Annotated in this window: 18 protein-coding genes; 13 read left to right on the top strand and 5 right to left on the bottom strand. The window is 56.3% G+C overall.

Going from position 1 to position 23,930, the window contains the following annotated elements; all coding sequences use genetic code 11:
* Window positions 1-221 precede the first annotated feature (221 nt).
* Window positions 222-866, top strand: a complete 645-nt coding sequence (locus tag ACRWA7_RS11910) for an AlbA family DNA-binding domain-containing protein (protein WP_438391197.1) — start codon at window positions 222-224, stop codon at window positions 864-866.
* Between the two features lie 463 nt (window positions 867-1,329).
* On the opposite strand, the gene ACRWA7_RS11915 is transcribed toward ACRWA7_RS11910, so the two are convergent.
* The 3 genes from ACRWA7_RS11915 to ACRWA7_RS11925 all read right to left on the bottom strand — a co-directional run bounded on the left by ACRWA7_RS11915 (window position 1,330) and on the right by ACRWA7_RS11925 (window position 4,943).
* The gene (locus ACRWA7_RS11915) at window positions 1,330-2,055 is read right to left on the bottom strand and encodes a hypothetical protein (RefSeq protein ID WP_438391198.1); all 726 of its coding nucleotides are present in this window, start codon (window positions 2,053-2,055) and stop codon (window positions 1,330-1,332) included.
* Window positions 2,045-3,739 carry an RNA-directed DNA polymerase gene (locus ACRWA7_RS11920; protein ID WP_438391199.1) on the bottom strand — a complete coding sequence of 565 codons (1,695 nt, stop codon included), beginning with the start codon at window positions 3,737-3,739 and terminating at the stop codon, window positions 2,045-2,047. Before ACRWA7_RS11920 ends, ACRWA7_RS11915 begins: the two co-directional genes overlap by 11 nt.
* Before the next feature lie 571 nt (window positions 3,740-4,310).
* A complete protein-coding gene (locus ACRWA7_RS11925; protein ID WP_438391200.1) occupies window positions 4,311-4,943 on the bottom strand; it encodes a hypothetical protein in 633 nt (210 codons plus the stop codon).
* 239 nt (window positions 4,944-5,182) lie between these two features.
* On the opposite strand from ACRWA7_RS11925, the gene ACRWA7_RS11930 reads away from it, so the two are divergent.
* On the top strand, window positions 5,183-5,383 hold the full coding sequence (locus ACRWA7_RS11930) for a hypothetical protein (RefSeq protein ID WP_438391201.1): 201 nt from the start codon (window positions 5,183-5,185) through the stop codon (window positions 5,381-5,383).
* 1,280 nt (window positions 5,384-6,663) lie between these two features.
* On the top strand, window positions 6,664-8,250 hold the full coding sequence (locus tag ACRWA7_RS11935) for an RNA-directed DNA polymerase (protein WP_438391202.1): 1,587 nt from the start codon (window positions 6,664-6,666) through the stop codon (window positions 8,248-8,250).
* Between the two features lie 550 nt (window positions 8,251-8,800).
* On the opposite strand, the gene ACRWA7_RS11940 is transcribed toward ACRWA7_RS11935, so the two are convergent.
* Entirely contained in the window at window positions 8,801-10,264 is a 1,464-nt protein-coding gene (locus ACRWA7_RS11940; RefSeq protein ID WP_438391203.1) for a hypothetical protein, read from the bottom strand.
* A gap of 332 nt (window positions 10,265-10,596) precedes the next feature.
* Here ACRWA7_RS11940 and ACRWA7_RS11945 point away from each other — a divergent pair, with 332 nt between their 5' ends.
* Window positions 10,597-11,067: a hypothetical protein gene (locus tag ACRWA7_RS11945; protein WP_438391204.1), complete on the top strand. Its 471-nt coding sequence runs from the start codon at window positions 10,597-10,599 to the stop codon at window positions 11,065-11,067.
* A 255-nt stretch (window positions 11,068-11,322) separates the two neighbouring features.
* The gene (locus tag ACRWA7_RS11950; protein WP_438391205.1) at window positions 11,323-13,191 is read left to right on the top strand and encodes an FRG domain-containing protein; all 1,869 of its coding nucleotides are present in this window, start codon (window positions 11,323-11,325) and stop codon (window positions 13,189-13,191) included.
* 700 nt (window positions 13,192-13,891) lie between these two features.
* Here the strand turns inward: ACRWA7_RS11950 and ACRWA7_RS11955 are convergent.
* Window positions 13,892-17,785 (bottom strand): CHAT domain-containing protein, encoded by a 3,894-nt coding sequence (locus ACRWA7_RS11955; RefSeq protein ID WP_438391206.1) that lies wholly within the window; start codon window positions 17,783-17,785, stop codon window positions 13,892-13,894.
* A gap of 643 nt (window positions 17,786-18,428) precedes the next feature.
* Between ACRWA7_RS11955 and ACRWA7_RS11960 the strand changes: the two genes are divergently transcribed.
* Genes ACRWA7_RS11960 through arsN2 form a run of 8 tightly spaced genes read left to right on the top strand, consistent with a single transcriptional unit; the run spans window position 18,429 to window position 23,713 of the window.
* A complete protein-coding gene (locus ACRWA7_RS11960; RefSeq protein ID WP_438391207.1) occupies window positions 18,429-18,761 on the top strand; it encodes an ArsR/SmtB family transcription factor in 333 nt (110 codons plus the stop codon).
* The gene (locus ACRWA7_RS11965; protein WP_438391208.1) at window positions 18,758-19,225 is read left to right on the top strand and encodes an ArsI/CadI family heavy metal resistance metalloenzyme; all 468 of its coding nucleotides are present in this window, start codon (window positions 18,758-18,760) and stop codon (window positions 19,223-19,225) included. The genes ACRWA7_RS11960 and ACRWA7_RS11965 overlap by 4 nt, the downstream gene beginning before the upstream one ends.
* Entirely contained in the window at window positions 19,222-19,743 is a 522-nt protein-coding gene (locus ACRWA7_RS11970; protein ID WP_438391209.1) for an arsenate reductase ArsC, read from the top strand. The genes ACRWA7_RS11965 and ACRWA7_RS11970 overlap by 4 nt, the downstream gene beginning before the upstream one ends.
* Window positions 19,730-20,815: an ACR3 family arsenite efflux transporter gene (gene arsB / locus ACRWA7_RS11975; RefSeq protein WP_438391210.1), complete on the top strand. Its 1,086-nt coding sequence runs from the start codon at window positions 19,730-19,732 to the stop codon at window positions 20,813-20,815. Before ACRWA7_RS11970 ends, arsB begins: the two co-directional genes overlap by 14 nt.
* The gene (gene arsC, locus ACRWA7_RS11980; protein WP_438391211.1) at window positions 20,812-21,237 is read left to right on the top strand and encodes an arsenate reductase (glutaredoxin); all 426 of its coding nucleotides are present in this window, start codon (window positions 20,812-20,814) and stop codon (window positions 21,235-21,237) included. Before arsB ends, arsC begins: the two co-directional genes overlap by 4 nt.
* The gene (gene arsH, locus ACRWA7_RS11985; protein ID WP_438391212.1) at window positions 21,234-21,998 is read left to right on the top strand and encodes an arsenical resistance protein ArsH; all 765 of its coding nucleotides are present in this window, start codon (window positions 21,234-21,236) and stop codon (window positions 21,996-21,998) included. Before arsC ends, arsH begins: the two co-directional genes overlap by 4 nt.
* Window positions 21,979-23,223, top strand: coding sequence for an MFS transporter (locus ACRWA7_RS11990; protein WP_438391213.1), 1,245 nt, complete (start codon window positions 21,979-21,981; stop codon window positions 23,221-23,223). Before arsH ends, ACRWA7_RS11990 begins: the two co-directional genes overlap by 20 nt.
* 10 nt (window positions 23,224-23,233) lie before the next feature.
* Window positions 23,234-23,713: an arsenic resistance N-acetyltransferase ArsN2 gene (gene arsN2, locus ACRWA7_RS11995; RefSeq protein WP_438391214.1), complete on the top strand. Its 480-nt coding sequence runs from the start codon at window positions 23,234-23,236 to the stop codon at window positions 23,711-23,713.
* Window positions 23,714-23,930 lie beyond the last annotated feature (217 nt).

Here is a 23,930-nt window from a genome sequence, read left to right on the forward strand (position 1 = left end):
AAATCTGCAGGATTCTCATTAATACCTGAATGGAAAGTCTATCGCGGCGCAGACAGATTGCCACATTGCTGGTCAGTGACGAGGAAAACCGGCCATTTCCAGCGGTTCGCGTTCGCGAAATGGATTTTTGCTGTAAGTCGTTCAAGGGACGTCGAGGATGAGGTAGCACGAGTGCTCAACGTGTCATTGCGAGGCGCGGCTAACAATCAAGGGGACGCAGCGTGTACGAAACAATTGAAGATATTCAGGCTATTCGAGACGTCGCGACCGAGTCAGTTAGCCTCGAGTTCAAAGCTGGAGCCAAACTCGACAACATGAATGATCGGGCGCGAATGGATTTGATCGCAGACGTTACAGCATTCGCCAATGCGGGGGGTGGCGCGCTGATATACGGCCTCGGCGAAATTCGACGCGACGGCAAGTCCCATGCTGGCGACATCTCGCCAGTGCAAGACGCGCGCATGACGCAAGATCGGCTCAGGGAGATCATCGTCTCCAACACAGACCCAGTGCTGCGCTGTTTCACTATCACGTACATCGCGGCTGGCGGCGGATCGATCTTCGTCGTCAAGGTCGAAGAAGGGGATACCGCATATCAAAATGGCTGCGACCGCAGGTATTACGGTCGCATCGACGCATCAGCTCAACCGATGCACGGGTTCGCCATTCGCGATCTCATGAACCGGCGCACGCGGCCGCATGTGACGGCATCATTCAGAAAAATAACGCGCGGCGACATTCGAGGTGACCAACGCGAGTATGTACTGCTGGGAGAACCAAGAAACGAAGGGAACCTCACGGCACACCACTGGGCGCTGCGTGCCGCGATCCCGGATGTGATTGCCGCACATGCGCGGTCACGGTAAGCACCCAATAGAGGGTCTCGGCTACTCATGGTACCGATACTTGTCTGAACGATCGGATGGCCGAACGCTCGGATATTGCCCGGCGAGACTTTTGATCTGCGCGAGAACTTTCATGAAACCGCACAACTGATTTTGAGCGTTGGAAGTCGCGATCAACGGCGAATCATGGATCACTCGCCTGCGGTGTACCGGGAACTGTTCGTAGACGACGCTCCCAAGCTCGAAGGCGAGCTACCGTACGCCGACTGGTGCGACTTCTGATCGGCTGACGAAGCAACTTGGATCGCGAGTCCGACGAGCAAGTGTCATCCCATCTGTTTGTTCGCAGCCGGATACTCGATGCCCCGACGAGCGTGACCGGTGTGCGAGCATGAGCAGGCGCTCAGCGCAGTGATAGCCAATGTCCGAGATGGGTTCATTCAGTGTCAGTGCCAATTGGGAGACAAAGATGCGGGATCTTACTTCAACGCGCGAGGCGCGACCCCACAAGGGTCTGGAACAGTAGAAGGATGTCGACCTTGGTGCGGCCGCCGCTAATAATGGACAAGAAAGTATTAAATTTCATCGAGACCTTCTCGCCTCTCCTCGGATTGAGTAGCACAAAGTTTTTCCACTCGGCTTCATGCCCCTCAACGGACGCCGCGTAGCTCAAGAGCCAATAGATGGCCACTTGGCGATAATCTGCGGAAGAGAAGCGTTTGACGCTGCACTTCACCTCTACAAGCGTACTTCCGATGGCGAAGTCTCCGTAGCCACTGGCAATCCATTCAAGGCCCGGAATTCGCGGGCGGATGACGACGGGATGCGCGCTCGCGCGGCTCATCTCTGTCATCGAGTTGGCGAGGTTCCTGCCGACCGTCTCGGCTAAAGCTTGGTCCCATGCGGTTAGTTGATCAGGCAGCTTCGCATCGAAATACGCACGCTGCCGCCGGAGCGTTTCAGCGAAGCAGCTTAGCCAGTCGATGCTCGCTTCTCCCTCAAGTAGCGTTTCTCCCACCGTGTAGCCGAGCTCGAAGAGCATTGCGCGCTGCATCGTCGACAGAAGCAGGAGTTCCGGCCGGAGTGGCTGTACCTGGACTGTGAGCGCCGAATTGTTTAGGTGCGCGACGATACTCGGCGTCAATTGTGGAAACACCTCATCAAATACGCCCGGGATTTCGCGGGCAACGGTGCGTGGGTCAAACTGCATCGCTTATCTCTTTGGCCCAGTTCATGAACACGGTCGAAAACCGTGGCTCCGCGCCGCGCGGCAGCTTGCTAAGCTTCATTTTGTCTTTAGCTTCGTCGAAAGGGAGCTCTATCCCAAGCGCCCATGATTGGCTCGCCGCACGCTTCACCTGCTGCCGAGCCTTGTCTCCCTCATCAGCGAATGCAAAGGATGTCAGCCAATAGAGCCGCTGACATTCCGGACTCATTTGCTGCCAGCGATTGCGCAGGGAGTTGAACGCGACAGCGTCGCGCCAGCCACGCCAACAATCGATGCAAGCGCGCCGTACCGTATCCAGTTGCGTTGTATCGAAAAGCTGGCGCACAAGCTGCACACGGGCGGGCGTACTTTGGAAACGCAAGCAGCGCAAGTAATGGAGCCGACTGGTGTCGGCTTGCAGCAGATGCGCCGAGTGGACGGGGACTTCATCGAGAAAATGGTCGAGCTGTCCGTGAATTCCGGAAAATCTAGCGTCGCTTCGTAGGTTCGCGATGCCCCGCATGATGGTGGAGAACGAAGAACGGAAGGCGTGGAGATTCCGCTGTTTCAGCAGCGTCGCCGCGATTTCAAGTGCGACGGTCGGCTCATGAAGCCGTATTGTCCGACCGATTTGGGTCACCAGGAAGGAGTCCGGCAGAGCCTTTTCCAATTCACGATTCAAAAGCTGGCGCACGTGAAGTGTCTCGACGGTCTCCACGAGCGACTCGTAGTCTTCCTCGGCGTTGTCGGAGTACGGGTCGAACTTGAGGTCGATGCTTCGGAGTTTGGCAGCCTCGATATCGTCGCCGCCAAGTTGCGACGCAACGTAGTCTCTATAGTGCTTCGAGGACAAGAATACGGTTTTGGACTTGTTCAAACTCAAGCCGTAATCCATCAGCCCTTGCGCAAGAATGCCAAGCGCCCGGTATGCCCCAGAAGTGTTGTCCGCAATCAACACATAGTCGTCAACATAGCGGCTCCAGTGCAATCCGCGAGCTGTAAGTGCGGCATCCACTTGATTCAGGAAGAGCTCTGCAAGGATCCGTGCTCCTTGGCCACCGACCGGCAGACCGAACGAGCGCCCTGCAAAGAGTTTGCTGAGAAGAGCGTTGACCTGTTTCGAGACTGGCACGGCGTCGCCGCCGAGACCGTTGATCAGGTTCTCGATGTAATGGTGAGAGACGTGCTCGTAGAAGCTCGATATGTCGGTTTGAACGACAACCGCCGCATCACCTGCCGCGCTTGCTTGAACAGCTGTGGCTTCCTTGAAGGCGCGCCATGATCTGTTCTCGTCGAACAGTTGCTCGTCTCCAGTCGGTAAGAATCGGTAGGAGTGGACATTGGGGGACCGCTGTTGTTCAAGCGCCTCCGCTATGGCGATGGCCAGTCCGTTTAGGTAGATGTTCCAGAACAGGTGAATCTTTGTCACAACCCGAAACCCGGCCGGGCCGGAGGGTGCCAAGAGTCGCTCACTATGGACGTTTAGCTCCGCAATTCGCTCGTAATTGTCCTTGGCCGAATCGCTGTCGCGAAGTTCCGAGTAGAAACCGTGGGCGATGGAAGCAAGCGCTTCGGCCTCGTCGCCGCAGAATCGAACATCGATGTCAAATGGCAGTGTGTCGTTATCGCCGTGCTTCGCAACTTCGCGAGCAGCACGTTCGAAGTGATGTAGTTCCGGCTTGAGCAAAAAGACCTCCCCAAAACTGTTGTCGCCCCCTGTCTTTGAGCGTATATCCCGTCTCGCTTCACAATGATAAGACACAAAGCTGATCGTCGAGGGCGACCGGCCTGCGTAACGGCTGCTACCACTGGCAAACCTGACATTTGTGGCGGCATAGCGAATTCCCGGGTCGACTTCTGCCTCACGGGGACAGGTCGTGACGGCCCACTCCGCTAATTCGACGTCGAATCTAGTTCGGCTATGACCGGTCGGTCGAGCGTCTCATCTCCGGCGGCCCGCTGAATAGGGATCTCCAGGCTCAACCTCACGGTCGTCACGGCATTGATGCGGTGCTCGAAATCCGACCTATACGGCGGTCGCGATTGGGCTATCTGGTTGGGTGCCAACGGGCTCGTGGAGTTTTCGATAGGCATTCACAAGCGCCGGCAGGGCCTCGTGCTCTTCCGGTGTGCCGAAGCGGCCCACAAACCCGTCTAACGCGACCAACAAGGAGCAGGCTGCGAGAGCCAAGGTGTCGGCAAACTGCAAGTAGTCGGGGCCGATGTGCAGACTGGTTATCTTCCCTGTGGCGCTAACCTCAACGTGGTGCTGAAGAGAGGTGGCGGACGGGTGGGCGTCCTGAGAGAGAGATCAGTAGACAATTGTATAAAGGTCGGACGGGCCCAGGCTTCTGCCAAGCCGTGAAGGTCAATGTCCTGGTGCTTCCCTGGCGCGCCGATCTCGTCGAGCAACGCTTCGAGCGCCGCTTCCGTTTGGTTGGCACCTGTAGCATATCCCGCAACTCGGACGCGACCTGTCCGCGGAATCGCTGGTGCCCGCCATCGAACGCGTCGACGAATCGCGTCCACGGCGCTTCGCCCTTCTTGAGCTTAATTTTCGCGCCCTGCGACAGCACCATGTCGCGAGAGGCGGCCACGCAGTACAGCGCAGTCTCGAAAATCGATCGCACCATCGCGCGCGACGGCGCACGCAGTCCCCTGGCGCCCAGGAGCACAGCGCCCTCGAAGTCCTGAACGGCTCGCCCCAAAAGGGTGACTGCGAACAGGTCGGCGTCACGCTGTTGGATGTCGCGCGGCACGATCAGCAGGGCGATGGCGAAGCTGTTGATCTGCTCTACGAGCGCCGCATGGCCGGGGCAGTAGTCCCGCAACGCCTCATCCGCGAGGGCGTTAATGTGCGTGGATGGGAAGCCGTCACGGCTCAGAGTCATGGTTTTCTCCTTGACCTCGAAGGCTGTCGACGCTGATCCTGCTCCCCATTGAACTGTCAGGTCAAGGTTGGTGGCGATCGGCCCGTGTCGGACACAGAGCGAACATACACTCGCTCCAACCTGAAAAGGTACCCGCATTGAGGTTATTTGGTCGCGCAGGGCGACAAAATCGCGCTTCGCTGGATCTTTCTAGCGGCGTATGCTGGAGGTAACGCTAAATACCGACGGAGAAGCGAAGCATGCGAGCCGACCAAGCAGGAAAACTAGTTGTGTTCGTGTCCAGTGGGGAATTTCTGAAGCGGGCAAACGAAGCAATCGGTCAAGCCTGTGACGATTTGCGCGCGCATGGCATCGAGCCGGTCAGGATAGATCGAAAGACCGGCTACATTGTCGGCGGTGTGACTTGCAATCCGCAGCAGCCCGCCGAGCCATGCGACTGAAGTTCCGCTAATACAGCGCTACTAACACGCCGACAACGCCCACGATGAAATCTGCCAGCGTCCAAATCGGTTTTCACGCATCGACTTGATCCGATCTTCAAGTGCTTTGCGCTCAACGATCTCCGCATCCCGCTTCGCCTGACGTTGTGCCGGTTCGTTGGGCAACCGAACGCGCCACGTCGCATATCTTTCAGAAATGACTTTTGCGCATTGTTCGGCGGTTCTACTAGTGGCCGCCAATTCGTGAGCTATGCGCGACGCCCACGCGAACGCGTGCTCCAAGTTTTCCGCTTCATCACGGAAATCGTACAGCGTCGACCGCTGCTATATCTCGATGTGATTGATGACGCCCGCGCGCAGATACAACAACAGCACGAGTGCCCCAAACGCCGCAATCTGGCGGGGACCGGGCATAAGCCAGTGCGCGACTTCGTACAGATATAGTCCTTGAATCAAATCGGCGCAAGGTTCCCATTCGTCCGTTTCGACGCATCGAGCATCAAGGGTTATTTCGCCCGACTTAGTGTATTCCTCACCCGCACGAAACCTCATCAAACGAAAGCTTCTGTTGCCTGCTGTGGCCGAATGGACAGGGCCGCAATCGCGGTGAGCCGCAAGCGCGTGAATAGGTCCGGCGTGACCGCCTCCGCGATGGTTTGCGGCGCGGAGGCCCCGAATTGGCGAAGCACACGAACGGTGGTCATCGTCATTTCGGCTGACATTCGATAGCGGCTTGCATCGCAAGCTGTTGAGAGAGTCGCGCCGAGGTTATTTTCATGCCCCAAAATTCGCAATGTCGGTGGAGCTAACGCCTGACGGTTTGCTGGATGAAGCGGCCTCCTGAATGGCCGAGCCACGCACCGGGTGGATGTCCCTTCGTGGCGGACCACGACCGACGGCGATCGGCTCACATCGACCCTCAGCGGACTTCCAGCTCGTCGAAGCGTCAATGGCTCTTCGCAAAGTGCAGCGGACGTTCATCGGGCGATGTTCGCTACGACTCATGGGCCTTTTCCGCCGCTCGCACCGTACTGCGAGGGGTTTAGATTTGTCGGCATCGAACTGCTACGCGAGCATTTCGACATAGCTCGGCATCGGCTCCGCTTAGCCGACCGTTCTGAGCAAACCAACCCATCCGGTGCGCGGTAAGTAGTCGCCTACAAATCACTAGATTTCGCTATGCTTCACATCGCCTATAAGTATGAGGGGTTGCGCCGGGAAGATCATTACGGCTTCTCAGACAGTGACCGTTTCCAAAAAATCAAAAAGAGAACCGACTTATGAAACGTCTTCTGAGTAATGGCTATTTTCCTGCGGAGCTGCCCCCACCGTTTCAAAGCAGTGAGTATGCGAACCTTCTGACATCGACCCCGCCAACGAGCGCCCCTTATCTCACTGCGAAAGATAAAGCGCCAACCTATGTTTCCCAGCCCACAACATACAACCTTGCTCGCGCCGGTTCCCTGCGACGGGTTTTAACAATTCCCAATCCAATCAATTTTTACCAACTCGCAAGTGTGATGGATTCGAAATGGTCGATATTAGAAAACCACTACAAGAAATCGACGCATGCTTTAAGTAGGCCAAGAAGAGGACTACCTATATTAAACAATAGGGCGTTTGAATGGAGCGGGAGTTTCAAAGATATAGCATCTGAACGTTCGACCATTCGCTCCGGTATGCGATATAGCCTATCGGTCGATATCAAATCTTTTTATCCTTCTATTTATACGCATTCAATTGCATGGGCCCTCCACACCAAAGTCAAGGCCCAAGCGAACACTGGATTTTCCGATCTGCTGGCAAATCAGTTTGATAGACTGATTCAAAATTCACAATCGAAGCAAACCAAAGGAATACCCATTGGACCGGATACGTCCTTTTTGGCGGCGGAGATACTTCTAGCGAGCATGGACTCGTTAATCAAGAAAAATATCGGAAAACGATATTTCAGATATTTGGATGACTACGAATTTTGTTTTCGAACCTCAACGGAGGCGGACTCTGCACTTTCCACCTTCCAGGAGATACTTGGTAAATTTGAGTTAAACGCGAACGAAGTTAAAACCAAAATTGAAGGTCTACCGGGGCCTTTAGAAAGTCCTTGGCTACGTCCACTTCGCGCAGCCGGCATTGCTGGATATAATTCGCCTGCACGTCAGAGAACTGACCTTTTTGACTTTTTCAATTTGAGCATCGAAATGTGGAAGCAGTTTCCACAAGAGGCAGTGATTCGTTACGCTGTAACCAAAACATGTGGCACGCAAATCGCGTTAAGCAGTTGGAAACTTTATCAAGAGCTTCTTTTTCAATGGGCGATGGCCGAGCCTGCAGTACTACCGATGGTTATCGACTTACTTCTAGTCTATAAGAATAACGGTTACGAGATAAGCTTGTCGCCACTTGAAGAACTGCTAACCGACCTAGTATCTACTCATGCGCCAAGAGGGCATACTAGCGAGGTAGCGTGGGCCTTGTGGGCACACCTTTTATTTGGAATTAGTGTGTCTTCGCGATCTTCGCGAACTGTTTGCAAGTTGGACAACTCCGTAATTGCATTACTGGTATTGCAAGCGCGCAAAAATAAACTCCTCCCGGCTACCGCCAACGTTGATCTCTGGAAAAGTAAAATGACGCCCACTGAGCTAACTGGCGAGAATTGGCTACTTGCTTACGAAGGGCGCATAAAAAAATGGTTGTCTCCGGTCGCAACTAAAGAATATGTGAAAACAGCGGTGGGATTCGGATATCTTGGTTCTGCTGGAGTGTCGTTTTACGACGAAAACAAAATAAAAACATATTCCCCTCGTGATTTGAAACTTTTGGCACTCAAGCTCACGCTTACGAAGGGTGCAGGCTACTTTTAGTTTTCGAAGGAAAATTCACTTTCGGCCAGCAAACCTGTCCAAAAAAACCCCCTATGTCCGAAACCCCCGGCCAAAAATCGAAAGGGCTAGGTTTTAGACATTGCCGCGAAGGGTGCCCATTATCGAGCGATATTGGACGGCTACACCGGGCGGTCACACAGGATGTGGCGCGGGGGCGTGTCTTTGGCCTTGCTCTTGCGTGGCCGTCGAAACCATCCGGCATCTTTGGGCGACACATAGCATAGGCTTGCACCGGTACGGGAAAGGCGGACCAATGCTTGACGGGCAGTTGATGGCTCATCCAGTCGTTTGCCGACAGCTTGTAAGAGACCGTTCATGCCACGTGCTGCCTCCCACGATAGGCATACACAGCTTGAAATTCGCCAGGCTGCGATTGGCGGCACGCGGACCCGTTTCGGTCATTGACATCGGCATGGGTTAACCGGCCGTTATTTGGGTATAACTGCCAGTCGGCGGCTTTACACTCCGCTGACCAGCATCACGGATTGCGCAACACGCCAGTTAGAGCGGCACAGCTGGCGTCGGTGCATCAGTCCTTTGCATTGAGGTACGACTCTTGGAATCGCACCCACTCCTGAGGCTTTCCATTCCCGTAGAGCGTTCTCATCTCAATGATTCTGAGATGCGATCCTTGCGGCAACACGCGTGCTCCAGAGGCCCAATGAGCCGGTGAAGATCGGATATTTATCGCTCTATTCGCGATGATTTCGTCTCCAACTTTCGGCAGCGAGCCATTGCGCTGAGGATCGGCATACGAGAAGAATGAACTACTCGCACCTACATCACGAAACGCAACCCACGTGTTCGCAAACTTGACCGGATTCGAGAGCGCAGCGATACGATTGATGGTGTTCTTAAACGGGGAACCGTCTCCCACATATGTCAGCGCAATTGCCGGTACGTCCTTGGCGTTGCTGCCGATCGCAGTCTTGTCCCAACTGATGGACCAATTGCCGTCGTCAGTGGTCGTGAGCGTAGCAAGATCCTGTTTCATTTCATTCAACTGGTCGAGACGTGTTTTCGCCTTGCCATACCACTGCTTGGCATCTGCGCACCTTCGTCCTGCCGCAGTGACGCAGTATTGGTCCAGTTTCGATGACCCGACAGACGAGTAGTTTTTCTTTACATAGGATTGCCCGGCTTGCACGAGTACCGCTCCGCCCGAATCCACGAACGCTTTCAAAGTCTCTTCCGTACTTCCCCCGGATGCGGCAACAGCTAGGCCACCGACGGCACCGGTCATCGCCGCTTTGCGAGCGACTGCGTCAAGGCTCGTCGACGGCATTTTTCCGGCAGCAGTATTTCCCGCGGACATTGCGTAGGCATAGGCGCCAGCCTTCAATGACAATTCGACATTGCCACCGGAGCTGTGATATGTGCGCCAAGCGGCAAACGCTGCTGCACCTGCCGGACCTCCGTACGCCGTCGCAACCGCCTGCGCGGCCGTAGCGAGCAGTTCATTTTCCTGTGCCGCCTGTGCAGCATTCTTGTCCGTTGCCTGAGCGCCCTCGGTGCCGTAATGCCAGAGAGCGTCCACAACCTTTCCGTCCCGAATCCGCTGCTCAGCATTTGTGAGAGTTTCGGCTTGACTATGTCCTTCTCGTTCCGCGAACCTAGCCGCGGCATGCGCCGCGTCAACTACGTCGTTGGCGGATTTGGCAAGGTTCATGGCGACATCAGAGACCGCTTTATCGCCGAATCTCAACGTGTTCGCTATCGCGATTTGCATATCCTTGGGCAAGACCTTCTCGAAAGCTTGCAGATTCGCTGCCGCCTGGATCGCCGAAGGATCGTTGAGGGCCGTTGCGAGGTCGTGCACCGTCGCGAATGGATCGAGCGGATTCACTGGACCGATGTTAGAGCCGGGAATCAAGCCGCCACCGCAGGTGTCGCAGATCCTCCCACCTCCCGGAATAGAGATGTCGATGCACCGGCCAACCATAGGCGCGACGGCCAAAACGATACCGAGAAATAGGTTACGTAAAGGTTGCATTTGGCCCTCCGGATGTGCACCACGAGTCGGTGCGTTTCACAACCGCTCTCTTGGTAGTTTGCGCGGTGAGTCTTATTTTTCGACATCTTGTTTGTCGAATGCAACGGTGCCTCTAAGCTGCGGAACAGGTGTCACCGCCACGCCAGGACGCGCTGCACATACGGTTTCGCACAACGCGCATTTGACCATTGCCATACAGGATCAGCTCGCGCTGGAATCAGAGCTCAGCGAATCCAACGGCCCACCAGGGTGCAGTCCAGCGCCCTACACGACAGAACGTGTTAGGACATCTTCCATTAGGAGCCGCACCCTGAGTCCGCTGCGATAAGTGTATGACACTGCAAAACCGTTGCGCTCGGGTGTTACCCGGATGGCAGGCTGGCTTATTGGTAGTGCACGACGAGTCCGACGTTGATCCCTTGTCGATCGGTACTAGCCTCAGCGAGGCAGGTGCGTCGGTGCTGCGCAATCAGGAACCCGTCGTCATTGCAAACGGAATGGCCGGTCGACGAGTTGACGCGACGCCTCAATGTCCAAGAGAGGCCATCGACCGCATCTCTTCATGGCCGATTGCCGAACTTCGAATTTCAAACTCCGGTTGGGCGCTGCAATCGTGCGGCCAACTTCCGCGCCCGACGCATATCCGCCCTTCGACCCGACTGCAGCGCTACGGCAGCTTCCAAAGTGGAACAGCCATTCGAGCACCGTTCTCGGGCGGCAAGTTCTCGGCCTTTGCCGACGTTCAGGAAACGATGTGGGAGAGGCAGCTACCGGTCGGTTTCCTGCCGTTCGCTCGTCGATGACTCCCAATGTCAGGTCTCAAGGTCAGCCAACGCGTGCTCGCGACCCGTCGCAGCCACTCGAGCCACGGATGCCGCCAAGGCAGCTTCCGGGCTGCAACGGTCATTCGAACACCGGCTTTTTTTACAAGTCGATATCAGCGGTAACGGAAACACATATACTCGCATTCCACGTCCGTACGCTTTCCGGCTCAATCCGCACGCGATAGATACTTTGCCTGCGCCTTCCTTTCAACCGTTGGAAAAGAGAAAATTTACGTGGATATTGAATCTGTTTTCTTCGAAGTATTCAAGGATTTGCCTTTCCCCTATAGTGCTGTTGATTTCGGCAGGCTCAACAAAGCACTCTCCGGAAAGCCTCATTCCCATGTCGAAATTCCGCTTGACGCAGCGCCAGATAAGCGCCGATTTTTGGTCGCGAGTTGGCGAGGCTTCCTGAATGATACGCAGATGCCCTACGCCGTGAAAGAAGAAGTCGCCCGTGCAATGCCACTAAGAAAATCAGGGAAAGCAACAGACTTGCTACGTGCTTCTCCAATACATGCGAAGGTTAGATCTACGATACAGGTCGTAGACAGCCGTATTGTGTGGGAAGAAGAAAGTTACTGGCCAGTCGCGTTCTCGACAGTACTTACTCAATTCAACGGGCTCGTAACTGTTCATCGCTTACTGATCGAAGCCCGTCGCACCGAGACAGCTAAGGCTCTTGAGGCACAAGGTTACGACGCGGGTGTAGTCGAAACACAGTCGGAATTCCCCCGCCTCCTTCCGACTAGGCAGCATTATGCGTTTGCTTCGCTAGGAGCATGGTTGGGGGGTGCGGTGAACCTGCAGTACTTTGGCTACTACGCAACCATTCGGCAGATTCACCATCGCGACCTGAACCGAAAATATCTGGACCGCATAGGGTTCGATGAAACGACGATCGATACGATCGACAAAAGTGGACTGATCGCTGTCCCGGCCAGTTTGCTAGCACCTTTGGTTGAGGCCCAAGGTGGATCGCACCTGTTTGGTTCACTTCCAATTGACGAAGTCAATTCAGCCAATCTTCCGGCGATTCCACTTGATGAATTTTCGAGGCATACACGTGAGGATGTGCTGCCTGGCATCCTTGTCGACAAGTATTATCGCGCTCCCTTCTGGGCCAGAAAGCCGGAACGCTTAGGCCTGTACGGCGCCGAAAACGTCTTGCGCGATCATTACAAGGAGTTTTACGCAGAAATCAAAATCACTCAGTTGTTGCGTTGCAAACATTATTGCATCCCGATAATCGAAGTATCGAGCATCGATGAAATACTGGGATACACCGGAAAGATACCGGTGCGAGACGAGTCGGGCATGTTTTTTCGAGGTCAAACGGCCCTGCATACTCTCGAGCGAGAAAGTAGCGTGAGTAGCTTACTCTTTGCGGATTCATGCGCTACCGAACCTTCTCTCACAACATCGGCTTCCCGCAAGCTTTCCTACGCTTACGATGACATGCATTACGTCCTTCGCCAGTTCGCTGAGCAGCACATTTACAGGTCCGATCGTCGGTTGATACCAAAACGAGCCGAGAACTGGCGTGATCTTGCTTCTTCTCCCCAATGTGAGGTGGACTACGCCATCATGGCACTCGCCCAACACTACGGTGTCCCGAGTCACGGTCTTGACGTAACAACGAGCGAAGATGTAGCAGTTTGGTTCGCCACTAACGTTTATCGCAAGGACGCGACAACCGGTATCGCCAGCTACGAAAAAATGGATGCTTCGAGCTGGCCTGACGATCCGCAACAATGGCCAGTCGTTTTCGCTTGTCAAATGGTCACGAATACCATTCGACCATCATTGCGCGACTGCGAAGAACTAGAGGACTTCGGTATTTTGGCAAAAAGGCCGGCGCTACAGTCTGCGAAATTCTTCCATGGTGGCCACAGCGACCATCAAAACCGTTTGGCGGAGAGTGTAGTGTGCGCTTTCCGCCTTCGGCCAAATTTATACGTAACAGAATCGACGTTTGAGTCTCTGTTTCCACCGCCGCACGACGATCCGGCCTACCAATTCATGCTGGATTTTGCGCAAGAATATCCTAAAGCTTGGGGCGATTACATCAATCGGTTTCATTCCTTGCCAGACGAGAGCTGATTGGCGAGAGACATTTCAATGGGATTGCCCTTTGTGGGATCGGGTCCATTCGTCATCCCGCATAGCACTCGGCCTCCTTCACACGCAAGCATGAAAGGGTTGTCCAATATCGCGCAAGTAAATGTAGTATTCGGTCTTAGTGAACGAGCACATGGTCGATGGAGAGGCGACTCCGATAGGAAACCAATGGCTTTCTTATTGCAGAGCCGACTTGCGAACGTCTGTGTGCAGCTTCGACGAACGTCCAGTGGCCGGAAGTACTCGCTCGGTATCTAGTGAATTATCGGCCGTACGGTCCCGATCGAACTGCGTCGGCGTGCGGCCGATAAGGGCCTTGCGAGGTAGCCTACTTGTCCTGGGATGAACGGCTGACGATTTCCGTCACAGCCGCCTTCGAATCGCTTTGGAGCGGTCAATATGCTCTCGTGACCGCAATGAAGGGTCTGTACAACACCGGGCCGCGTAAGGCATAGGATCGTCGCAGAAAATTAACATGAACAAGGAAGACTCTGTCGGCATGCGCGGCTATTCGAGTCCCAATCATAGCTGTCCGCCAAGGGCCGACTCCCGTCGTCTACATCCATGAAGGCGTAGCAACACGGCACGGACAACTTCGTGCAGCCCCGCCGAATACGGCGGTTGTCCATCGGACTATTGGTCCTGTATGCACCTTCTCGAAACAGTTTTAGCCTCTATTAGATCAGTTGGAGATTTCCTTTCCCGCTGCGGACTTCGTGAACAAGACGTCCCCGTAAACGCGCATCGCCAGGGAATACTGCGGAACCTCGCCGAGGTGGCGAGCGACCGCGTCATTGGCCTTCTTCGTTGCATCAAGGACTGTGGCGCCAGCTTCCCACTCCCGCAGGAACGGTTCAAGCCAGTTATAGGTCACCATCACATCGAGCGGCCATGGAGACGCAATGACAGCGCGACTGCCTGTATTCAGCAATTGCTTAGGGAGACTGGTGGTCGAGTTGTCCCACGGGTTCTTGTCAATGCGGCCTCCGCTACAGATAAACAAGATGACGACGTCGACTCCGGCCAATGCAGCGGCAAGAGCCGACGGTGTCTCGATGAGATCTTTATCATCACGAATGCTGTGCAGATACCGGCCCTCCCTATTCAGGCCTCCATGCGCCGTCATCACGACTAGGCCGGCGTCCTTCATATCGCTCGGAAGGCGACGGCCGGTATCGACCATGAAGCCGAAAGCCTCGAAGCATCCGCTGAGGCGCCTGAGTGCGATATCAAGCGTCGGTTCACGCTCGAGTTCCTCTTGGTTGACATCGTCCTGATCCAGGACCACCGATGCACCTCCCAGTCCGATCTCCGCACTTGTCTCAGCCGAGATCCACGCCTTATAGGCTCTTCGATCGCTGTGCCTGGCCGCACGTGCCGTCGAAAGCCAGCTTAGAGACGGGACTATGCCAATGGCTGCCGCCGTACCTGCGAAGTAACCAAATGCCCCATCCTCAGGTTGCATAACAACAAGGTTCGCGGTCAGTTGTTGTAGAAACGGCTCAGCCACCAGAATGAGCTTCTCGGATTGGGGCAGGCAGACGTCGAGCGCCTCCATCGTCATGTAGAAGATATTATTCCCTTCACTCCGGTCGACACGACCGTAGTCCCTCGGATAATCCTGCAACCATGCACGGAAACGGTGACGGAAGCTTTGCTCATGCCTAGGCTGTTCGACGGTGCGGACCTGGCCGTCAGAAACATAGGTGACCGTCAGCTCACCTTGATTGTCCAAGGCGAGGAAGGCGACATTCAGGCCCGCTTGATTCAGCTCCGCAGCATACCGAACTGGCCATTCCACCGTCATCGCTGGAGCTTCGCCTACCAACGCAACGGTGTGATCAGCAAGGAGTTCAATAGCAAATGCGTTTTCGTTGGGGATCGGTTCGCCTTGCGGTCCAGAGTCCAACAAGCGCCTCGCCGCTAGCTCAAGGACAGTGTAGTCACGCGCGACGTCCGAGGCGTACGCTGCAGGCTCCAAATCGTTGAACATCGTCAGAACGTCTTTAGCGATAGGCTTTGCCGTTGAGACAGTACGAACCATGTCGGCCATGCCGACTCCGACTTGTTTCAGCGCCGTGTCCAGGGTGGCTCGCACCTCCGGCGAGACGCTCACGCCTGCGCCTTCCGCCTTGAGCATTGCTTGCCCTAGGAGCATAGCGAGAGGAACCAAGCGTCCCCGTTTATCAAGCTCGCCCCGACAGGCCTCAGCGACTTCGGCAAGAAATTCACCAAGCTGGTCAACAGCGGTACCATCGATTTCCATGAGTCGCACGCCCAGTTCAGCGCTTACATAATAAGGGTCTTTGTCGGCGTCGAACCCGAGGTCGAACAGAAGTGCCTTCATCGCCGGAAGGAACGAGCGAGAAAGTTCAAAGAGTCCCAAATCACGCAAGACGCGATGGATGGAGTAGACCTCGTGCCAAAGGTCTGCCGTTTCGACTTCAACGTCAACGGCCAAGGCACACGCCAAGCCGATGAGAGCAACGACATGATTTCGGCATCGATGATAAACGTCGCCGAACGCGTGCCAGGCCAAGCGACAACGATATGCACTGGACTGCCCCATCAGCAGAATAGCCTCAGCAAGGTTGCGCGCCCGCTGAAACTGTCCCGCTGTGGCAAATTGGCTGGACAAATGCCGCATCAGCCGAATGTCTTCGTCGTGCTCGTGTGTCGCATGAGGGCAAATGGCACATGCGAGAAGTACCAATCTCTCCATGAACTCCAGATCAACATCCTCGCCGTTCTGTCCATCAGCGAGTCGCACCATTCTGTCGATGTAGCGCACGACGTCGTCAGGATTAGCGGTCAGCAGCTCACGAGGGACCACAGTCACGCCGGGTTCGCTTGCACCCTGTTCACCCAGCCAGACGAAACCGTTCTTCATGGATGTTTCAACGGCCTCGTTGCTCAAGGGACTATCTTCATCGGCATTAGCACTAGGCCGCGCCCGTTGCACACCCTGCTGAGCGAGGTCCAACATCGTGAGCGCGACTAATGGAATACCCATATCACCACACGACTCGACCGAAAGCAGCGTGGTAAGCCTCGATCGAACGCTACTGTCTTCGGGGTAGCGCGCAAGAAATCGGAAGACCGCCTGGAAGAGATGTCGGTAGTCGTCACGATCGTCTACCGGCACGAGCTCCCTAAGCATCATCGATTTGATGGACAACAAGACAATTTGGGTGGCCTGGCGGCCATACCGCTCGGACGAGGTGATGAGACTTGCGACTTCAGCAGCTTCCCATGGATTCTCGGCGCTTCGGGCATGCATCGCGCAACAGACAACTGCCAGCTCTAGCCAGTCCTGCCCCCATGCTCTCGCGTCTTCGATAGCGAATTCATAATCCGGATTTTGGACAGACAGATGTTGTTGCAGGGCCCGGTGGTGGTCGGTGAACCCAGCAGTGGTGAACTGGTGCGATTGGCCTGATTTCTCCTCCCGAGAATTCATGAGAAGCCGGCGGTCACGGTTTTCACGCAGTCGCTCCGAGTGAGGAAACAATTCTGCCAGTCGCGCATCAAACCGGGCGATTCGTTCGTTATCTTCAAAGTACGTCGCGAGTTCGAGACCTTCCTCCAGCCAAAGTTGGTCGCCGACACCATCAGGCCCTTCAGGTAGGATCTCAGACGCCAGTGCATCGTCGCCAGCCTGGTGCGCAAGTCGAGCAGTCTGAATGGTTGCCTCAGCCTTGAGCGTTGCGAGGTGTGGTCGTAGCTGAGCGATGATGTCGAGTGCCTCACTATCAAGTCCAGCTCCTCGTAGCAACTGCGCAAGCGCGTGGAGTCGCGCACCGACCGGCAGTGCCAAGCTATCAATTTCTGTCATCACCTCCGTCAATCGACCCTGGAGCGCCATGGATCTCCATATCTGGGCACGCGAATTAAACTGATCCTCAGGGTCGGCCTCGGACCGCAACGTCGCGACGTAGCAGTCGTCAACAGAAAGCAGTAGATCTACATTGGTTTGTTTTTGAGCGGGCACTCCCGGGACGTGAACTAGCCCATAGCCAGCGAACCCTTTCATGATAGGAACGATCTGTCGACAAATCGAAGCTACGTGCGGCACCCACCGATCTTCCTCAATGCGGACGGCTGTAACCCCGAATGTCGAAGGCAGGTCGAGTGATGGATCTCGATACTGGCTAGCGTCTGCGACGGCAACGAGACGCCTTTCTCCTTGCTCCTGCACCGTGCGCAGCATGTCGGCGATTTCGAGCGACGGACTGTTCATAACGCGCAAAAGTCGACGAAGAACGGGTTTCTCTTGTTCGTCAATTTCAAAGCCACGCAATTCTTTGACTGCATGCGTCAACGCAATGAATACGGACTCTTCCGTGTGCCTGCTTACGGTCACAGGCGGCAGGATTATTGTCGCCCCAGTAAAGACGCCGCGCCCATCCTTGTCCACCGCTTGCAGAAGTAAAGAGGAAACGCTTCGGCCCACCACCTCCGCGAACGAGCCGCCTTGAATCAGGTCGGCACAACCTAGGTCGAAGCCTTTGCCGAATAGCTGGGCGGGGTTAAAGCCTTGAATGACATGGCTCGCTGCCTTGTCTTGTTCGTTCATGTGGATTTCCCCGAATGTCGTTCCATGAGCCTAGCGCATCTATGGCGCTACCCACCAGTTGTTACTTCGCACGTTTTGTAGAAAGCCTCAAGACTTACGAAGGCCTTGACGGAAGGTGGCGGTCAAGCAGATGCCCACGTTAAGCTGACTATCGATCATTCAGAGTTAGATGTTGGAAGTCCGCAACGGGTCGCGAGCACGCGTTAGCTAACCTTGAGACCTGACATTGGGAGCCATCGACGTGCGAACGGCAGGAAACCGACCGGTAGCTGCCTCACCCACATCGTTTCCCGAACGTCGGCTTTGGCCGATGACTCGACCTCGATCCCCGCGGGTTCAACGGCCGCTTCCGAGGCGCAACCGACCCCTGAATGTCCAAACCCGGTTGCCAGCGAAGGTCGCTTGTCGGCCGTAACCCGGTCCGACGTTGAACCGGCGGAGTGCGTCGCCATTGATCGGTCCGCGTCGGGCAGAAGTCGACCCGAAGCGACGTACGCTCCGGCTGACTGAAAGGCCGGTTTTCGCGTGACTACGGTCGCTCAATCAATGTGATCGCCCATGTCACAGACCCATACCAGGCTGCACATATTTATCAATTCGATAATTCTTTAAATATCGAATGCAATGGTCTATCGTTGCGTCCATGGACTCAAATCTCGTTGTACGCGCACTGAGCACGCTCGCCCACGAATCGCGCCTCGCGATCTTCCGCATGCTGGTCGTCGCCGGGCCGGACGGCATGGCTGCTGGTGAAATCGCGAAGCAGCTCGGGCTTTCTCCTTCCAGCCTGTCATTTCACCTCAAGGATCTGTCACATGCAGACCTCGTGAAGCCACGGCAAGAAAGCCGCTTCATCATCTACACCGCGAATTTTGACGCGATGACAGGCCTGATCGGCTTCCTGACGGAGAACTGCTGCGCCGGCGCGACCTGTGCCCCGAGCGCCCTTCCCAGCTGCTGCGGAGATACAACATGAAGCGCATGCATATCCATGTCGCGGTCGAAGACCTCAACGACAGCATTCGGTTCTATCGCGCCATGTTCGGCAACACGGAACCCACGGTTCTCAAGAGCGATTACTGCAAATGGGAGCTGACCGATCCGGCCGTCAATTTCGCGATTTCGCAGCGTGGCGCGAAACCGGGCGTTGATCACATCGGCATCCAGGTTGAAACCGACGCAGAGTTGGAAGAGATGAATGCGCGCTTCACTGCGGCAAAGCTGCCGGTACAGGAGCAGACGGAGACAACCTGTTGTTACGCCAAGTCGGATAAGGCGTGGACGGTCGATCCGCAGGGCGTCGCGTGGGAGACGTTCAGAACCCTTGAAGCTGCACCGGTCTACGGCAAGTCCCGCGATCGAGCGCAGGAACACGCACAAGCAACGGCCGCATGTTGCTCGCCTGTTGAATCCATCGTGACTGTCCGGGGTCGCACGTGAGCGATAAACCTTACTCGATTCTGATTCTCTGCACGGGCAATAGCTCGCGGAGCATCATGGCCGAGGCGCTGTTCAACGTCTTGGGGAAAGGGAAGTTTCGGGCGTATAGCGCCGGTAGCCATCCCTCCGGCGCGGTCAACCCGTTTGCCATTGAACGATGCGAAGCGCTCGGCTACGACACGTCGGGGTTGCGTAGCAAGAGCTGGGATGAGTTCGCAACGCCTGACGCTCCAAACATGGATTTTGTGATCACGGTCTGCGACCAAGCGGCGGGCGAAGTCTGCCCGATCTGGCCGGGCAAACCGATGACGGCACATTGGGGTTTTGAAGATCCGGCCGCGTTCGAGGGCAGCGATGAAGACAAGCGCAAGGTATTCACCAAGGTATATCGACAGATCATGAGCCGTGTGAGCCAGTTCGTGAATCTGCCCCTCCATGTGCTTGACAGCAACGCGATTCAACATGAGATGCGCGCGATCGGTGAAAGGCCTGCCGAGGAATCAAATGAGCAGCACTAACACGGCGGTTGGCAGCGCACGGCCAGCGATTGGATTTTTCGAACGCTACCTGACCGTCTGGGTTGCGCTTTGCATCGTGGGCGGCATTCTACTCGGGCAGGTGCTTCCCCAAGTATTTCAGTCGATCGGCCGCATGGAAGTGGCACAGGTCAATCTTCCAGTCGGCGTGCTCATCTGGGTGATGATCATTCCGATGCTGGTCAAGATCGATTTTGCCGCGATGACGCAGGTTAAAAGCCAGTGGCGCGGCATTGGCGTCACGCTGTTCGTGAACTGGTTCGTCAAACCATTCTCGATGGCGTTGCTCGGCTGGATCTTCATCCGCCATGTGTTCGCGCAGTGGCTTCCCGCCGATCAGCTCGACAGCTACATCGCCGGGTTGATCCTGCTGGCTGCAGCCCCTTGCACAGCGATGGTGTTCGTCTGGTCGCAGCTCTGCAAAGGCGATCCGTATTTCACGCTTTCACAAGTCGCGCTGAATGACTCCATCATGATCGTGGCCTTCGCACCGCTTGTCGCCTTGCTGCTTGGTTTGTCGGCCATCACGGTGCCGTGGGAGACGCTGATTATTTCGGTCGGTCTCTACATCATCATCCCGGTCATCCTCGCTCAACTGTTGCGCCGGTTGCTGATGGCTAAGGGCGAGGCGCATTTCCGGAAGATCGTCGCACTCCTCGGCCCCTATTCGATCTGTGCGCTGCTCACGACGTTGGTGCTGCTCTTCGCCTTCCAAGGGCAAGCGATCATCAAGGAACCACTCGTTATTGCGATGCTCGCGGTGCCGATTCTCATTCAGGTGTTTTTCAATTCCGGCCTCGCCTACTTGTTGAATCGGCGGCTTGGTGTCGCACATTGTGTTGCGGGACCGTCCAGTCTGATCGGCGCGAGTAATTTCTTCGAACTCGCAGTAGCCACGGCAATCAGCCTGTTCGGTTTCCATTCGGGCGCGGCGCTGGCCACGGTGGTCGGCGTGCTGATCGAGGTGCCGGTGATGCTACTGGTCGTCGGCGTCGTCAATCGCTCCCAGCACTGGTACGAAGCAAAACACAGCATCAAAGGACAACGCATATGAGCGTCACGATTTATCACAACCCGGATTGCGGCACGTCGCGTAACACGCTGGCCATGATCCGCAATTCGGGTATCGAGCCGATCGTCATTGAGTACCTCAAAACTCCGCCAAGCAGGAACACGCTTAAGGATCTGATCGCCCGCGCCGGGCTCACGGTACGCGCTGCGCTGCGTGAAAAAGGCACGCCTTACGCCGATCTGGGCCTGGGCGATCCATCAGTGGCCGATGAGCAATTGCTCGACGCGATGCTGGAACATCCGATCCTCCTTAATCGCCCGCTTGTCGTCTCACCGCTTGGCGTGCGCCTTTGCCGGCCCTCCGAGGTCGTTCTCGACATTCTGCCCGCAGCGCAAAAGGATGCTTTTGCCAAGGAGGACGGCGAACCCGTCATCGATAGCGAAGGACGCCGGGTTCACCAATGACACAGGATCTTCCCAACGTCAGCACGCCGCACCTCGACACGCCGGATCTGCGCAAACTCAAACCGCGCGCCGCTTCGCAACACGCGCCACGAATTCTCCTGCTCTACGGTTCGTTGCGCCCCACGTCGTACAGCCGCCTTCTGACGCTGGAAGCCGAACGCATCCTGCGCCATTTCGGCGCCGAAACTCGGGTCTTCGATCCGCACGGCTTGCCGGTGACCGACAGCGTCGGTGCGGATCATCCGAAAGTGGCCGAACTGCGCACAGTGCCGGAGTGGTCGGAAGGACAGGTATGGTGCAGCCCGGAGCGTCACGGCACGCTGACGGCCGTCTTCAAGAATCAGATCGACTGGTTACCGCTTGAAAGCGACGGCTTCCGTCCGACACAAGGCCGCACGCTCGCGGTGATGCAGGTGTGCGGCGGATCGCAGTCGTTCAATGCGGTCAATGCGTTGCGCGTGCTCGGCCGCTGGATGCGCATGGTGACCATTCCGAACCAGTCGTCGGTGGCGAAGGCCTGGCAGGAATTCGATGCTGACGGACGGATGAAACCATCGGCTTATTACGATCGTGTCGTCGACGTGATGGAAGAGCTGTACAAATTCACGCTGCTCGTGCGCGATCGCTCGGATTACTTGACCGACCGTTACAGCGAACGCAGGCAAGCGCATCCGGAGCTTGCTACGACGCTGGCGAGCGCTGCAATGAACCAAGAGGCGGTGAGCGTCAACGCCGATACCGATGACAGCGAAACAGAGTGACGGCCCCCGCGGCGCTATCGCGACATGGGCGCTCGCAGCCGCGCAACTCGTGTCGTGGGGCTCGATCTATTACGCGTTCTCCCTGTTTGTTGTGCCGATGGAAAGTGCGCTGGGCTGGAGCCGGACCGCCACAAACGCAGCGCTCTCGATCGGTCTGCTGATCTCGGGACTCGCGGCCTATCCCATCGGAACCTGGATCGATCGCGGCCACGGCCGGCGCGTCATGGTCTTCGGGTCGATTCTCGCTGCAGGAATGTTGGCACTGTGGTCGCAGGCTCATAGCCTCGCGATGCTTTTCGTCGTTTGGGCCGGTCTTGGTGTTGCGATGGCTGCCACGCTCTACGATCCGGTCTTCGCGGTGGTCACACGCGATTTCCCTGACAGCTTTCGCACCAGAATCACGCTGATCACCCTGGTCGCCGGTTTTGCCAGCACGGTTTTCATTCCGCTAACCCAAGGCCTCATCGGATGGTTCGGTTGGCGCGGCGCATTGCTCATGCTGGCTGCGTTCAATTTGGCGATCTGCTTGCCGCTCCACGTTTTCGCGATCGGCCGAGATGCGCCCCGCGATGACGAATCAAATTACAAGGCGACGCAGAAAGCTGTCAATTCAGCGGCTACACAGCGCGCACTGCGCACGCCAGCATTCTGGGCACTTGCAGTGTGCTTCACGGCCTACTACGCGACATTCGCCGCGCTCACGTTCCATCTCGTACCGCTCATGATGGAGCGGCGCGTATCGCCAGCACTGATCCTGACGACGATGGCCGTTATCGGCCCGGCACAGGTTTTGGCGCGCATGCTGTGGTTCACGATAGGCCGCAACCTGCGGCCGTCGATCGTGGGTATCGTGATCACGATCGCCTTCCCGGCTTCGGTCATCGTTCTCATGTGCGCCGGCACGTCTCCGGCGTTACTTATCCTGTTCGCGATCGTCTACGGCGGCGCCAACGGCATGATGACGATCCTGCGCGGGACGATCGTGCAGGACGTGATGTGGACAGAAGGCTATGGAGCCGTGAGCGGACTACTCTCGATGCCCTCGAATATTGCCAAGGGCATTGCACCGATTTCCGCCGCCGCGATCTGGACGGTCGGGGAAAATTATCTCCCTGTCGAATGGAGCGTGTTGCTGGTGTCGCTGGTTGCAGCCGTTGCGTTCATGCTGGCGACACGTCTCGCCTCCGAGAAAAAGCTCGGCGGCCGCCAAGTCAATTTCGAGTGAGTTTGCTGCCATGCAGATACGAACAGCCGATGAGGCCGACCTGTGCGAGATCCAAAGCCTTTTACGTGCGAATAACTTGCCTGTAGAAGATGTTTCGAGCGCGCTCATCGAAGGATTTCTCGTTGCAGAAAGTGCAAGCGGATCGGTTATCGGCATTGGAGGACTTGAACAGCTCGGCTCTAGCGTGCTGTTGAGATCACTTGCTGTCGCGCGGGGGGCGCGTGGAACAGGAATCGCACGTGCACTGGTAGCACGTCTCGAAGACAACGCACGCTCCTGCGGGCGACAAGATGTTTGGCTACTGACAACGACGGCAGAGCGATTTTTCGAGCGAGCCGGTTACGAGCGGGTGAGCCGCGAAGACGTCCCCGCGGCAGTGCGGTTATGCAGGCAATTCGCGGCGCTGTGTCCGTCGACGGCCTCGTGCATGCGAAAGCGGCTGCGCACGGCATCCTCCGAACCCATCGCCGAGCGCCCGGTATCAAACTGATTTCCGACGCTCGACACGCGCTCGTCACTGGCTCCTGTTGGCCGAACCCGGTCCGATGTTGACTTGCAGAAGTTGGATGCCATTAATCGGCCCGCGTCCAGCAGAAGTCGACCCACAAGTGCCGGTCGTGCCCGCACGACTTCAATGGCCGCGTGCGAGGACGGCCCTTCATATTTTCAGCCGGTACGGCAGCATCTCGGCGAATCCGGTCATTTGC

The organism is Caballeronia sp. DA-9, from assembly GCF_051615025.1.
GTDB lineage: Bacteria > Pseudomonadota > Gammaproteobacteria > Burkholderiales > Burkholderiaceae > Caballeronia > Caballeronia sordidicola.

Excerpts from the sequence above, each read along its gene's own strand:
- ACRWA7_RS11960 (WP_438391207.1), top strand. The coding sequence starts at position 18,429 with ATGGACTCAAATCTCGTTGTACGCGCACTGAGCACGCTCGCCCACGAA.
- ACRWA7_RS11940 (WP_438391203.1), bottom strand. The coding sequence starts at position 10,264 with ATGCAACCTTTACGTAACCTATTTCTCGGTATCGTTTTGGCCGTCGCG.
- arsN2 (WP_438391214.1), top strand. The coding sequence starts at position 23,234 with ATGCAGATACGAACAGCCGATGAGGCCGACCTGTGCGAGATCCAAAGC.
- ACRWA7_RS11945 (WP_438391204.1), top strand. The coding sequence starts at position 10,597 with ATGACACTGCAAAACCGTTGCGCTCGGGTGTTACCCGGATGGCAGGCT.
- ACRWA7_RS11965 (WP_438391208.1), top strand. The coding sequence starts at position 18,758 with ATGAAGCGCATGCATATCCATGTCGCGGTCGAAGACCTCAACGACAGC.
- ACRWA7_RS11935 (WP_438391202.1), top strand. The coding sequence starts at position 6,664 with ATGAAACGTCTTCTGAGTAATGGCTATTTTCCTGCGGAGCTGCCCCCA.
- ACRWA7_RS11915 (WP_438391198.1), bottom strand. The coding sequence starts at position 2,055 with ATGCAGTTTGACCCACGCACCGTTGCCCGCGAAATCCCGGGCGTATTT.
- ACRWA7_RS11955 (WP_438391206.1), bottom strand. The coding sequence starts at position 17,785 with ATGAACGAACAAGACAAGGCAGCGAGCCATGTCATTCAAGGCTTTAAC.
- ACRWA7_RS11990 (WP_438391213.1), top strand. The coding sequence starts at position 21,979 with ATGACAGCGAAACAGAGTGACGGCCCCCGCGGCGCTATCGCGACATGG.
- arsH (WP_438391212.1), top strand. The coding sequence starts at position 21,234 with ATGACACAGGATCTTCCCAACGTCAGCACGCCGCACCTCGACACGCCG.
- arsB (WP_438391210.1), top strand. The coding sequence starts at position 19,730 with ATGAGCAGCACTAACACGGCGGTTGGCAGCGCACGGCCAGCGATTGGA.
- arsC (WP_438391211.1), top strand. The coding sequence starts at position 20,812 with ATGAGCGTCACGATTTATCACAACCCGGATTGCGGCACGTCGCGTAAC.
- ACRWA7_RS11930 (WP_438391201.1), top strand. The coding sequence starts at position 5,183 with ATGCGAGCCGACCAAGCAGGAAAACTAGTTGTGTTCGTGTCCAGTGGG.
- ACRWA7_RS11925 (WP_438391200.1), bottom strand. The coding sequence starts at position 4,943 with ATGACTCTGAGCCGTGACGGCTTCCCATCCACGCACATTAACGCCCTC.